The sequence below is a fragment of the Agrobacterium tumefaciens genome (assembly GCA_025560025.1).
GTDB lineage: Bacteria > Pseudomonadota > Alphaproteobacteria > Rhizobiales > Rhizobiaceae > Agrobacterium.
The window spans coordinates 1384212-1397703 of sequence record CP048485.1; the positions used below are offsets into that span (position 1 = coordinate 1384212).

Genomic DNA, 13492 nt, shown 5'->3' on the forward strand with positions numbered 1-13492 from the left:
TCCAAATCCATCATTTCGAATATTTCCAAGCTGTTACGCGACACTATCGATATGATGAGCGCTACCTCAAAACGGATGCTTCAACAACTTCAATTCAGGCGCTCATGCAGTGCCTTTTTGACGCAGCCCAATCGACTCGTTTCGTCTGGAGCTCGTGTTCATGCTACAGCGAGACGAATTGTTGTCATGGAAACGATACGGCCGATGCCTTCGATTCTGCTGCGGCATGCCTCAGCCCATGTCGCAAGGCTTCGTCGTGGGCAAAGGAGACTGTCCGAAAATCAGGGGGGATCTGCATGCAACAAGCTGCCCCGTCAAAGCGCTATCGTAAAAAGAGCTTTTTGACTGCAAGTATTCGATTATCGGTGAAATTGTTGGAGGCCTCGCCCGGAATTGAACCGGGGTACAAGGATTTGCAGTCCTCTGCGTCACCACTCCGCCACGAGGCCTCACACGCTCTTTAATCTGAGCGATGGCGGGCATTTAGAACGAATCCATTTTGGGCGCAAGAGGGTTCGCTGCGAATGTGGTGTTTTTTCGGGCCTGATGGAGCAGGCACCGTCCGCTGCGCTCTAAGCCATTCGAATTCCGTGTTTTTTTGTATCTTCCTCAAATTGCGGAAGAAACAACGCCCGCATTCGGCGCATTTGCGTCGGTGCGGGCGTTTGCTGCATCTTCAATGCTTTCGGTCAAATACGCCCAAGCAAAACCAGGATCAGGACGATGACCAGAACCAGCCCGAGGCCACCCGACGGACCATAGCCGTAATTGTGGTAACCCCAGCTTGGCAGAGCGCCGATCAGGAAAAGAATGAGCAGGATAACGAGGATGGTGCCGATCATGTATAATCCTCCACTATTGGCATGTGTTCTGACTGCTTTAATGGCGCAGGAAGCCAAAAGGTTCCTTTGCTTTGCCCGCGGCAACATGGATCAAAACGGGCATCACCTTCCGTTTCAACGGCTTAAAGCGTCATTGCGGAACGCCCGGTCCCATCGCGGCGAAATTATTTGCCGGATAAGAAGACCGGACACGGGGGGCCACGGCGCTGCGGCGCGTCGCGCCATGCACGGAGCCGGTCCGGCGTTCGACCATGGTAGCTATTTATTCGAGGTAATTTCTCGGTCTATGTATATTAGCAATCACTCGTCATAATTGTTGAAGTCACCCGACCCCTGAAACTGGCGGGAGGACGGAGAGGCCTGGTATCACTGGCAGTGCGCCAGGCCTCCCCCGCAGACTTTCACTCCCCCGGCATTCACTCCTCTGCCGGTAGTCGTTTCCCCCGCAGGCACACGGACATTTTACCGACGGCGCCGCCGGCAGCTCTTGCCTTGGCTCTTTCTCTCCGGCTAGACCCCGGACCGGGAGGAAGAAACGAGAATCATATGTCCGGTTTTGCGAACCTCATCCCGCTTTTCATCTTCGGCCTCCTCGTCTACTTTTTCTTTCGCTGGGTCGCGCGCGACATTCAGGATCCGAAGAGCAAATAATCGGAGAAAAATAATCTCCGTCCCCTTGTCCGCCGGGAACCGCCGCGCCTCCACATCGTTTTCACAGACGCACTTCGGAGGACAGGATGAAGACGCTCGTATCATCGGCCACTATCGCGCTCGCACTGGCACTTACCGGATGCACCACAGCCGGACCGGGGGGCTATGTCGGCCCCGCGCCCTATGTCGAACCCATCCCCGGCAGCATCATCTACCGAGGCCAGCCACGCACCAAGTTGACCAAATCGCCGATCGGCAGCACGTTCAGCCATGAATTCCGTATCGACGGCAGCACGAGGGCGGTGGAAACCTACCGCATCGCGCCGGATCGCTCGCTGGAACTCATCGACCGGCGCATCATTCGCGACTGGCTGTTCGGGCGCGACGACTGACCGCACCGCAACGGTGAGAAACCGCCCTGCAACGGGATTGCACATCCTGACCGCTTCGTTTAGAGCCGGGCGCAACAACCAATACGGATAAGCGATGAACACGCGCTGGCAAAAACCCGTCCTGATCGCGTTCGAAACGCCGGGCGATTATACGAGCATCGAAACCACACAGGCGGCTTCCTGGGCGCTGATCGAGGATTGGCCGATAGAGGATGGTGATGCGCTGGACAAGGCGCTGCTGGTCTGCGCCGCCGTCGACGCCGGCAAGAAAAAGCCGGAAGATGCGCGCAAGGCCTTCATCGCCGCCGCAATCGAGGCAGGCCTCGATTTCAAGGGGTGACGATGCGAGGATCGTTTAACCGCAAGGTGACAAACGTGTCGCGCCACGCGAAAATTCAAGACAACGGATTTGATCGGTCAAAATAGATGGAAGCGTCCGGAAACATGAAAAAAGCCCTGTTCATCTTTCTTCTGTCCTGCCTGGCAATCGGCCTTCTCGGCCACCTCGTCGTGGCCTTCGTCGTCACCGGCTGAAGCCGCCAAGGAGCACCCGCCGCCACGCGCAAGGACGGCGTGTTAAAAATTCCTAAATTTCATTCTTCTGTTATGGAACCGCGATAACTCTTTTCCGTTCTCTTTTCGATGAAACAAGGAGGATTGAAATGCGTGACGGATTGAATGGTTTTCTCGAAATCTCGATGCTCGGCTTCGTGGTCGCAACCTGCCTTTTCATGGTCAACCTGCCGATCTGACACGGCTTACCAATCATGTCCCTGAAGGACCGGCGGCTTGAATGCCGGGATAAGAAAATGCGGCCTTTCGGGCCGCATTTCTTTTTTTCAGCAATTCAGGCTCAGGCCGAAAGCTTGGCGGCGAGCTTGGCGACATGCGCGCCCTGGAAGCGCGCGCCTTCGAGCTCGATCTGCGAAGGCTGGCGCGATCCGTCACCATCGGTAATGGTGGAGGCGCCATAAGGCGAACCGCCCTTGATTTCATCGACACCCATCTGGCCCTGGAAAGCATAGGGCAGACCGGCAACGGCCATGCCGTGGTGCAGGAAGGTGGGAAGGAAACCGAGGATGGTGGATTCCTGGCCGCCATGCTGCGTGGCGGACGAGGTAAAGGCGGCGCCCACCTTGCCGACCAGCTTTCCACTGAACCACAGGCCGCCCGTCTGATCCCAGAAATTGCGCATCTGCGAGGCGACCGTGCCGAAACGCGTGCCGGCGCCAACGATGATGGCGTCATAATCGGCCAGCTCGTCGACCGTTGCGATCGGGGCTGCCTGATCCAGCTTGAAATGGGAGGACTTGGCGACTTCTTCCGGCACCAGTTCCGGAACGCGCTTGACGACGACGTCAGCGCCTGTCGATTTCGCACCTTCCGCGACAGCATAGGCCATTGTCTCGATATGACCGTAAGAAGAATAATAGAGTACCAGAACCTTCGTCATTCTCTTCGTTTCCCTTGTTGGAACTGCCTCCGGCGTACCGGCTATAAGTTTCTTTAAAAACTCGATGATCATCGGCTTTGACCCGTCAAATGTGTGTGGAGAAAAGGTAGCCGATGGGCCTCTCTCCCACCAGTCGGGGATTGGCATACGCACTGTTCACCATGAGTGAACGCAAACTGGCATCGTCAACCATTTCCCGTTTTGCGTTTATTCAAAACCGCTTTGCATTCACGCTGACGCGGCGTTAACGTCGGGCGAAACAGATGATGAGTGCAACCATGTCCAATCCCTCCTCCTCCCAATCCGTCGTCACCGCCGCCATGCTCGCCATTGGCGACGAATTGCTGTCGGGCCGCACCAAGGACAAGAATATCGGTCATCTCGCGGATGTCCTCACCATGTCGGGAATTGACCTCAAGGAAGTGCGCATCGTCGCCGATGAGGAGGAGGCAATCGTCGAGGCGCTGAACGCGTTGCGCAGCCGTTATGATTATGTCTTCACGTCGGGCGGCATCGGCCCGACCCATGATGACATCACCGCGGACGCCGTCTCAGTCGCATTCGGCCTGCCCTGCGAACACGATGCCGAAGCGCTGCGCCTCCTCGGCGAGATGTACCGCGTCCGCGAGATGGAATTCACCGAAGCGCGCAAGCGCATGGCGCGCATGCCGAGGGGCGCTGCGCACATTGCCAATCCGGTTTCCGTCGCGCCGGGCTTCGTCATCGGCAATGTCCATGTCATGGCCGGCGTTCCGCAGGTATTCCAGGCCATGCTCGACAATGTCATGCCGACGCTGCGCACCGGCGCGAAGGTCATGTCGCAGGCGGTTCGTTCGCCCTATGGCGAAGGCGATATCGGTACACCGCTCACGGCCATCCAGAAGGCGCACCCCGAAACCAGCATCGGCTCCTATCCCAAATATGACGGGCAGCGTTTCTCGACGGAAATCGTCGTGCGCGCCCGCGACGCCACCGTCCTGAAGGCGGCGGCGGAGGCGGTTACGGCAATGATCGAAACCATCGGCGAGGAAAAAAGGCTGGCCGCCAGCAAGGGCGACGCAACCGCTTGAGACAGAAAAGGCTTGAGACGAAAAGAGTTTGACCAAAATCAAGGTGGCGGCCCGCAAAGGCGGCCACTCTCCCCCTAGAGCATTTCCAGGAAAAGCGGGGCCGCTTTTCCATCCGGACAATGCGTAAAACAAGATTTAGATCGTTCCGGCGATTCGAATAGAGGCCGGAAATATCTGAAACCGAGATGTCACCGAGGAGAGAGAAATGGGTTACAAAACGATACTGACAGTGGTCGACAATGTTGCGAACACGCAAAAGCTCGGCGAATTCGTGGTGAGCCTTGCCGACCAGTTTTCCTCGCATGTGATCGGCCTGCATATGGAAACGCTGGCCGCCGTTCCGCTGGTCGCACCGATGGAAATTCCCGACCCCGCCACCGTGCAGGCGCTGCAGGACGTGGCGCATAAGGAAACCACCGATGTCGGGACACTTTTCGAGCGCACGCTCTCGGCCAATGGCATCTCGCATGAATGGCGCAGCTTCATCACCTCGGTTGGTTACGCCTCCGCATCGGCGATCGACAGCGCCCGCTGCGCCGATCTCATCGTCGCCCGCCAGAGCAGTTCCTCGGCCCTGTCCGACAGCCGCTCGGACATTGACGGTTTTCTCTATGAAAGTGGCCGCCCCGTTCTTCTCGTTCCACATGTGCTGACGGTCGCAAAACCGATCAAACGGGTGCTCATAGCCTGGAACGGCTCGCGCGAGGCGACACGCGCCACCTTCGATGCCCTGCCCTTCCTGATTGCGGCCGAAAGCGTAGAGATCTTCTCCGTCGATCAGGCCGAGAGCGAAACGCAATCGTCCGGTCTTGCCGGCACGGAACTGGCCGCCACCCTTGCCCGCCACGGCGTCAACGTCACGGTCACCTCGCAGGAAAAGATCGCCGGCGTCTCGCCGCAGGCGGCCATCGAAAACCGCCTGTCCGACCACAGCATCGACCTTCTGGTCATGGGCGCCTATGGCCATTCCCGCTGGTGGGAACTGCTGTTTGGCGGCGTGACCCGCACCCTGCTGGATTCCATGACGGCGCTGACGCTGCTGTCGCGTTAAAAAACAGGCTCCGTAAGCTCTCTCGGCTTTACGCACGAAGCGAGCGGTTCCCGCATATTTCTTCTCCCCGCCGGCGAGAAGTCCGCGGCAGCGGGATGAGGGGGCAAGGGTCGTGAGTTACGGCAACGTTTCCCCCTCATCCGACCCTTCGGGCCACCTTCTCCCCGATGGGGAGAAGAAACAAGCCGCAGACTCTCGGTCCATATCAATTGCCCTGCCCTACGCGCAAAGCTTGCCTTTTTGCCGGTCTTGCGGCTATTAGCCAAAGCCATCGACAATTTTGACCAGATGGTAGACGACATGTCCCTTCCCGATAAAGCCTTTCCCGTATCCTGGGATCAGTTCCACCGCGACGCCCGCGCGCTTGCCTGGCGTCTTGCCGGTCTCGACAAAGAGTTCCGGGCAATCGTCTGTATCACCCGCGGCGGCCTCGTGCCGGCGGCGATCATTTCCCGCGAACTGAACATCCGCATGATCGATACGGTCTGCATCGCCACCCGCCATGACTATGTCAACCAGGGCGACACGGTTCTCCTGAAGGGCGTGGCGCCTGAACTGATGGCCGATAGCGGCGAAGGCGTGCTTGTGGTGGACGATTTGACCGATACCGGCAAGACGGCGCTGGAAGTGCGCGAAATGTTGCCGAAGGCGCATTTCGCCTGTGTCTACGCCAAGCCGAAGGGCGTGCCGACCATCGACACTTTTGTCACCGAAGTCAGCCAGGACACCTGGATTTATTTCCCCTGGGACATGGGCTTCACCTATCAGGAGCCGATCGCCAAGGGATCGCGCGGCTGATCACCCGCGCCACTCAAAAGCAGCCGTGAAAAGCCGTCCCGCCGGGGCGGCTTTTTTGTGGAGAAATGCCTTTTTGACGACGACAGAAAAACACGGAAAAACCGCAGTGTCGCCTTTATGCCTCACCCCGGAAATGCGCGGTTTTTGCATTCCGCTGCGGAAACCAGCCTCGCACAAGCTTCAAATTCTCTCGCCAAGTCACTGATTTTTTTGAACGCTTTTGCTTTCCCCGTTTTCCACAGGCAGTTCACACAATATCTTGTGGTTAAAAATGCGTTTCAATCTATGGCTTGACGAATCTATGCCGCGAGAGGAAAGTGACAATTATGTTGCGGCGGCAACGGACCGGAAAGTAACGAGGCCGGCTCCTTTCAATCTCAGCTCGCTAATCCAGACGCGGCGTCCCGGCCATCAGGGGGCGGTTTGCCGGTGGGTTTCTGCGCGCCTTCGGGAACCGCCAAAAACATGACGCGGGGACTGGCGGCAGGAAGCTGTTGATACTATATTTAGTATTCCACACGATGCTTGCAGCCGAATAAGCCACGAGATACAGGGATCACATCCAAGGATGAACATCCCTTTCAGAACGGCAACAACCGGCTGCGCGCAAAGACCGCACGGCTGGACCGGATTTTTGCGCCCTTGACCGGGCGCCCAATGGACGAGGACAGGAAACCATGCGCATTGAACGCCGCTTCACGAAGCCCGGCCAATCGCCTTACGCGGAAATCGACTTCCGCAAGGCCGTCAGTGAGATCAAGAACCCTGATGGTTCCATCGTGTTCCGTCTGGCGGATATCGACGTTCCCGCGCAGTTCAGCCAGGTTGCCACCGACGTTCTGGCGCAGAAATATTTCCGCAAGGCCGGCGTGCCGAAGTTCCTGAAAAAGGTTGAGGAAAACGACGTTCCTTCCTTCCTGTGGCGCTCGGTTGCCGATGAGAAGGCCCTGAAGGACGTGCCCGAGGCCGAACGTTACGGTTCCGAGACCGATGCGCGCCAGGTTTTCGACCGTCTGGCCGGCACCTGGGCCTATTGGGGCTGGAAGGGCAAATATTTCTCCACCGAAGAAGATGCCCTCGCCTTCCGCGACGAGCTTGCCTACATGCTCGCCACCCAGCGCGTCGCCCCCAACAGCCCGCAATGGTTCAACACCGGCCTGCACTGGGCCTATGGCATTGACGGCCCCGGCCAGGGCCACTTCTATGTCGACCCCTTCACCGGCAAGCTGACCAAGTCCAAGTCCGCTTACGAACATCCGCAGCCGCATGCCTGCTTCATCCAGTCCGTCGAAGACGATCTGGTCAATGAAGGCGGCATCATGGACCTGTGGGTGCGTGAAGCGCGCCTGTTCAAATACGGCTCCGGCACCGGCTCCAACTTCTCTTATCTGCGCGGCGAAGGCGAAAAGCTTTCCGGCGGCGGCAAGTCCTCCGGCCTGATGAGCTTCCTCAAGATCGGCGACCGCGCAGCCGGCGCCATCAAGTCCGGCGGCACCACCCGCCGTGCGGCGAAGATGGTCGTCGTTGATGCCGATCACCCCGATATCGAAGCCTATATCGACTGGAAGGTGAACGAGGAGCAGAAGGTTGCCGCGCTGGTTACCGGTTCCAAGATCGTCGCCAAGCACCTGAAGGCGATCATGAAGGCCTGCGTCAATTGCGAGGCTGACAATGGCGATTGTTTCGACCCGGCCAAGAACCCTGCCCTGAAGCGCGAAATCCGCGCTGCCAAGAAGGACATGGTGCCGGAAAACTACATCAAGCGCGTCATCCAGTTCGCCGAACAGGGTTACAAGGACATCCAGTTCAAGACCTATGACACCGACTGGGATTCCGAAGCCTATCTCACGGTTTCCGGCCAGAACTCCAACAACTCCGTCTCGCTGAAGGACGACTTCCTGCGCGCTGTCGAAAATGACGGCGACTGGAACCTCACCGCCCGCAAGGACGGCAAGGTCATGAAGACGCTGAAGGCCCGCGACCTCTGGGAAAAGATTTCCCACGCCGCCTGGGCATCGGCCGATCCGGGCCTGCACTTCAACACCACCATGAACGACTGGCACACCTCGCCGGCCGAAGGCCCGATCCGCGCCTCGAACCCGTGCTCGGAATATATGTTCCTTGATGACACGGCCTGCAATCTCGCCTCGCTGAACCTTCTGCAGTTCAAGGATCAGGCAACGAAGCGCATCGACATCGCCGATTACGAACATGCCGTGCGCCTGTGGACCGTCGTGCTCGAAGTCTCCGTGATGATGGCGCAGTTCCCCTCGCGCCAGATTGCCGAACGCTCCTACGAATACCGCACGCTCGGCCTCGGTTACGCCAATATTGGCGGCCTGCTGATGTCCTCCGGCATTCCGTATGACAGCGACGAAGGCCGCGCCATTGCCGGTGCGTTGACCGCGATCATGACGGGCATTTCCTACGCCACCTCGGCTGAAATGGCCGGCGAGCTTGGCCCCTTCCCGAGCTTTGCGCCGAACCGCGACAACATGCTGCGCGTCATTCGCAACCACCGCCGCGCCGCTCATGGCCTGTCGGATGGTTATGAGGGCCTGTCGGTCAACCCGGTTGCGCTCATCCATGCCGATTGCACGGATCAGGACCTTATCACCCACGCCACCGCCGCCTGGGACAAGGCGCTGGAGCTTGGCGAAAAGCACGGCTACCGCAACGCCCAGACCACCGTTATCGCGCCGACCGGCACGATCGGCCTCGTGATGGATTGCGACACGACCGGCATCGAGCCCGACTTCGCGCTGGTGAAATTCAAGAAGCTCGCCGGCGGCGGTTATTTCAAGATCATCAACCGCGCGGTTCCAGATGCGCTGCGTTCGCTCGGTTGTTCCGAAAGCCAGATCGCCGAGATCGAGGCCTATGCCGTCGGCCATGGCAATCTCAACCAGGCGCCGGCCATCAACCCTTCCACGCTGAAGGCCAAGGGCTTCACCGATGAGAAGATCGAAGCCGTCAATGGCGCGCTGAAGAGCGCCTTCGACATCAAGTTCGTCTTCAACCAGTGGACGCTCGGCGCCGACTTCCTCAAGGAAACGCTGAAAGTTTCCGACGAGCAGCTCTCCGACATGAGCTTCAACCTGCTCGAGCACCTCGGCTTCGGCAAGAAGGACATCGAAGCGGCCAATGTTCACGTCTGCGGCGCGATGACGCTGGAAGGCGCACCGTTCCTGAAAAACGAGCACCTGGCCGTCTTCGATTGCGCCAACCCCTGCGGCAAAATCGGCAAGCGTTACCTCTCGGTCGAATCCCATATCCGCATGATGGCGGCGGCACAGCCCTTCATCTCGGGTGCGATCTCCAAGACGATCAACATGCCGAACGATGCGACGGTTGAGGATTGCGGCGCAGCTTACATGCTCTCCTGGAAGCTGGCGCTGAAGGCCAACGCCCTTTATCGCGATGGCTCCAAGCTTTCCCAGCCGCTCAACGCTTCGCTGGTGGAAGACGAGGACGAAGAAGATTTCGTCGAGGAACTGGTCCAGCAGCCGCTCGCCCAGCAGGCCGTGACGATCACCGAAAAGATCGTCGAACGCGTCATCGAGCGTGTCTCGCGTGAGCGTGAAAAGCTGCCGAACCGCCGTCAGGGTTACACCCAGAAGGCAACGGTCGGCGGTCACAAGGTCTATCTGCGCACCGGCGAATTCGGCGATGGCCGCATCGGCGAAATCTTCATCGATATGCACAAGGAAGGCGCTGCCTTCCGTGCAATGATGAACAACTTCGCCATCGCCATTTCGCTCGGCCTGCAATATGGCGTGCCGCTGGAAGAATATGTGGAGGCCTTCACCTTCACCAAGTTCGAACCGGCCGGCATGGTGCAGGGTAACGACGCGATCAAGAACGCCACGTCGATCCTCGACTACGTGTTCCGCGAACTCGCCGTCTCCTATCTCGGCCGCCACGATCTGGCCCATGTCGATACGTCCGACTTCTCCAACACGGCGCTCGGCAAGGGTATTCAGGAAGGCAAGACCAACCTCGTTTCCACTGGCTGGACCCGCGGTTACAAGCCGACGCTGGTTTCCAGCAATGGCGGCGAACGTTCGTCTTCCGAGCCCAAGGGTTCGGCAACGGCAGCCCCCGCCCGTGGCTCGGCCAACGTGACCTCCTTTGCCGGCTCAGCCGCCCGCAAGCTGGAACCGACGGTCGCCATCGCAACCTCCGAAATCGTCTCCTTCAAGCGCGATTATGAAGAGCGCGCCAAGGAGCTGGCGGAAGAGATTGCCGAAGAGGTGATCGACGACGTGGCCCAGGAAGCCAACCAGACCGCCACCGCCCTCTTCTCCGACAAGGCCGCCGCCGACGCGGCATCGGCCAAGGCGGAAGCCAAGAAGGTGGAAAACGAACGCCGCATGCGCTCGATCGCACAGGGCTACACGGGCAACATGTGCTCGGAATGCCAGAACTTCACGATGGTGCGGAACGGCACCTGCGAGAAGTGCGATACGTGCGGTGCTACGAGCGGGTGCAGCTGAGAAATACATGGATAAGTAGTAAATCTGCTTTCGCATGGCATCAGGCTAGACAATTATGTCCCCGTAACGAGAAATTCGCTGCGGGGATATTTTATGAAAAAGCGGCCTATAAATCTCTACCTGGATACGTCGGATTTTTATGAGTTATACAAAGAGGACGTGAGAGAAGACCTAATACCATTAAAGCATTACCTAATAGAAAAAGTGAAATCCGGAGATGTGGTGATAGGATACTCATATCCTATTATTTTTGAGGTTTTACAAAACAGCGATGAAAAACATCGAGAAGACCGACTGAAGAGGGCAAGGTTTCTAAAATTGATCTGCGGGGAAAATGCTCATCCCCATCCAGTTGACTTGCTAAAAGGTCATCGTTTTCCCAATCAAGGCATCTGGATGCCTCACAGCACAATTGATGTATTCTCCCCTCAAAACTTGCGTAGTCTTCTAAACATACGGCAAAAAGAGACCGCTAAAGAACGAGAAGGCTTGTCGCGGGCTCAACGACGTTCCGCGCAATCTCGTCGAGGATTAAAAAAGCTCCTTCAGGAGACCCCTCGTTTAACAATTAGAAAGGATATGTTCGAAGACATTCCTGTTTCTGACGATTTCATTAATTCAAGATATATTGAAAGATACTGGCGTGGCGAAATATCGATAAATACTGTCAGTCATGCTTTAAAAAAATGGATACACGATCCAGAAGTTTTTTTTCAGATTTGGTACGAATACTCTGGCTTAAAAAACCCTTTACACGGTTTAGTGACTGAAAAATACAATGAGATTTCAGAGAAATTGTCAAAAGCCATATCAGCGATAAAAAATGCAAGGGATACATATAAAAGCGTCAAAAAATCGCGCTCAGCTTACTATGATGAATTAAGGAAAGTTGAGCTACCTTCTACCTTAAAGTCGTCCCTTTCTCTGCCGAAGCTACCCGCATTTGAATTAACCCTGCCGAAAATCGACTGGACGTCAATTTTTGGCGAAGATAGGGGACAACATTTTCCATGGTATATGGAGGAGGTGATAAATGAACGACATCAACCTCAACCATCAGATTTAGTTGATCTCCTTCATTTACTCTACCTGAATGATGTGGATTTATTCAGATGCGACCGCAAGATGTCAAACTTGATGATTAAAATTGATAAAAACAATATCGGAAAAATCATTTCAAATCGCCTTGAAATACCAGAAAAGATAGAAAATCTCCTGAAGGATTGATATAAATACTGCCTTCATCACCAAAAAGTCCTGGAGATTTATTATACACTCCTTGATCGTTGTGACCGGTAACCGAGCCCAACAGTGGCGCGGCCCAGTCGCCTCACCCCATAAAATCCACCAGCAACTTCACATTCAGCCCCGCGATCACCACCGCAATCAGCCACGCAAAGGCCGAGAGCCACAGCGGCGCTTTCAGTGCGCCCATCTTGGCGCGGTCGGAGGTGAACATGACGAGCGGAAAGACCGCGAAGGAGAGTTGCAGGCTCAGCACCACCTGCGTCAGGATCAGGAGTTCCGCCGTGCCGCTGTCGCCATAGAAAATGGTGACGCCGGCGGCCGGGACGATGGCGATGGCGCGGGTGATGAGGCGGCGTAGCCAGGGGGCGAGTTGCATCTTCAGGAAACCCTCCATCACGATCTGGCCCGCAAGCGTCGCCGTGACGGTGGAGTTGATGCCGCAGCACAGGAGCGCCACGCCGAACAGCGTCGGCGCAATGGCAAGGCCGAGCAGCGGCGCGAGCAGATTATGCGCCTCCCCCAGTTCTGAGACATTCGTCTGCCCGGTTTTATTGAAGGTCGCCGCCGCGAGAATGAGGATTGATGCGTTGATGAGCAGCGCGAACATCAGGGCGATGGTGGAATCGAGTGTGGCGAATTTGAGCGCCTCACGCTTTTCGGGCAGCGTCTCGCCGATGGCACGGGTCTGTATGATGCCCGAATGCAGGTAGAGATTATGCGGCATCACCGTCGCCCCCAGAATGCCGAGCGCCAGATAAAGCATGTCCGGATTGGTGACGATATCAGTCGTCGGCGCGAACCCAAGGATCACCTGCCCCCAGTCGGGATCGGCAAGCGCCACCTGAATGGCGAAACACACGGCGATGACGCCAAGCAGCGTGATGACCAGCGCCTCCACCCAGCGGAAGCCGAGCTTTTGCAGATAAAGGATCAGGAACACATCAAGCGCGGTGATGAGGACGCCGAGTTCAAGCGGAATGCCGAAGATCAGGTTGAGGCCGATGGCCGTGCCGATGACCTCGGCGATGTCAGTCGCAATGATGGCGATTTCGGCCAGCAGCCACAGCACCATCGCCACGGGTTTCGGATAGGCATCGCGGCAGGCCTGGGCGAGATCGCGCCCGGAAGCAATCGCCAGACGCGCGCAGAGCGATTGCAGGACAATGGCCATGATGTTCGACACCAGCGCGACGGTCAGCAGCGTGTAGCCGAATCTGGAACCGCCGGCGAGCGAGGTCGCCCAGTTTCCGGGATCCATATAACCAACCGCGACGAGATATCCGGGTCCGAAAAAGGCCATGGCCCGGCGAAACGTGCCGGCATTCGGCTTGACCCTGATCGTGCTGTGAACGTCGGAGAGCGAAAGGTCGTCGCCATTCCGCCGCCATCCAAAGACAGGCTTGTCCATCTTGCGAACTTTCAAATGGAATTTTATTAATGCAATTGCAAATCATTCGCATAAACGGGATTGACTGGCAAGCGTGCTTTTGA

10 protein-coding genes and 1 tRNA gene are annotated in these 13492 nt (G+C 57.1%); 7 read left to right on the forward strand and 4 right to left on the reverse strand.

Annotated elements, in window-relative coordinates; genetic code table 11:
* Positions 1-375: 375 nt before the first annotated feature.
* Together FY152_06795 and FY152_06800 are read right to left on the reverse strand one after the other, a co-directional pair.
* Positions 376-449 (reverse strand) — tRNA-Cys (locus FY152_06795).
* A 240-nt stretch (positions 450-689) separates the two neighbouring features.
* A complete protein-coding gene (locus FY152_06800; GenBank protein UXS31808.1) occupies positions 690-842 on the reverse strand; it encodes a DUF3309 family protein in 153 nt (50 codons plus the stop codon).
* A gap of 737 nt (positions 843-1579) precedes the next feature.
* Between FY152_06800 and FY152_06805 the strand changes: the two genes are divergently transcribed.
* Together FY152_06805 and FY152_06810 are read left to right on the forward strand one after the other, a co-directional pair.
* Positions 1580-1885, forward strand: a complete 306-nt coding sequence (locus FY152_06805; protein UXS31809.1) for a hypothetical protein — start codon at positions 1580-1582, stop codon at positions 1883-1885.
* Positions 1886-1979: 94 nt separating this feature from the next.
* On the forward strand, positions 1980-2225 hold the full coding sequence (locus FY152_06810; GenBank protein ID UXS31810.1) for a DUF982 domain-containing protein: 246 nt from the start codon (positions 1980-1982) through the stop codon (positions 2223-2225).
* Between the two features lie 513 nt (positions 2226-2738).
* Here the strand turns inward: FY152_06810 and wrbA are convergent.
* Positions 2739-3338: an NAD(P)H:quinone oxidoreductase type IV gene (wrbA, locus tag FY152_06815; protein UXS31811.1), complete on the reverse strand. Its 600-nt coding sequence runs from the start codon at positions 3336-3338 to the stop codon at positions 2739-2741.
* Between the two features lie 278 nt (positions 3339-3616).
* On the opposite strand from wrbA, the gene FY152_06820 reads away from it, so the two are divergent.
* The 5 genes from FY152_06820 to FY152_06840 all read left to right on the forward strand — a co-directional run bounded on the left by FY152_06820 (position 3617) and on the right by FY152_06840 (position 11980).
* Complete coding sequence (locus FY152_06820; protein UXS33232.1) at positions 3617-4408, forward strand: competence/damage-inducible protein A; 792 nt, start codon at positions 3617-3619, stop codon at positions 4406-4408.
* Between the two features lie 205 nt (positions 4409-4613).
* On the forward strand, positions 4614-5459 hold the full coding sequence (locus FY152_06825) for a universal stress protein (GenBank protein ID UXS31812.1): 846 nt from the start codon (positions 4614-4616) through the stop codon (positions 5457-5459).
* Positions 5460-5759: 300 nt separating this feature from the next.
* Positions 5760-6257: a xanthine phosphoribosyltransferase gene (gene gpt / locus FY152_06830; GenBank protein UXS31813.1), complete on the forward strand. Its 498-nt coding sequence runs from the start codon at positions 5760-5762 to the stop codon at positions 6255-6257.
* Positions 6258-6934: 677 nt separating this feature from the next.
* Entirely contained in the window at positions 6935-10753 is a 3819-nt protein-coding gene (locus FY152_06835; GenBank protein UXS31814.1) for a vitamin B12-dependent ribonucleotide reductase, read from the forward strand.
* A gap of 93 nt (positions 10754-10846) precedes the next feature.
* Positions 10847-11980: a hypothetical protein gene (locus tag FY152_06840; GenBank protein ID UXS31815.1), complete on the forward strand. Its 1134-nt coding sequence runs from the start codon at positions 10847-10849 to the stop codon at positions 11978-11980.
* A gap of 103 nt (positions 11981-12083) precedes the next feature.
* On the opposite strand, the gene FY152_06845 is transcribed toward FY152_06840, so the two are convergent.
* Entirely contained in the window at positions 12084-13409 is a 1326-nt protein-coding gene (locus FY152_06845) for a divalent metal cation transporter (GenBank protein UXS31816.1), read from the reverse strand.
* Positions 13410-13492: the final 83 nt, after the last annotated feature.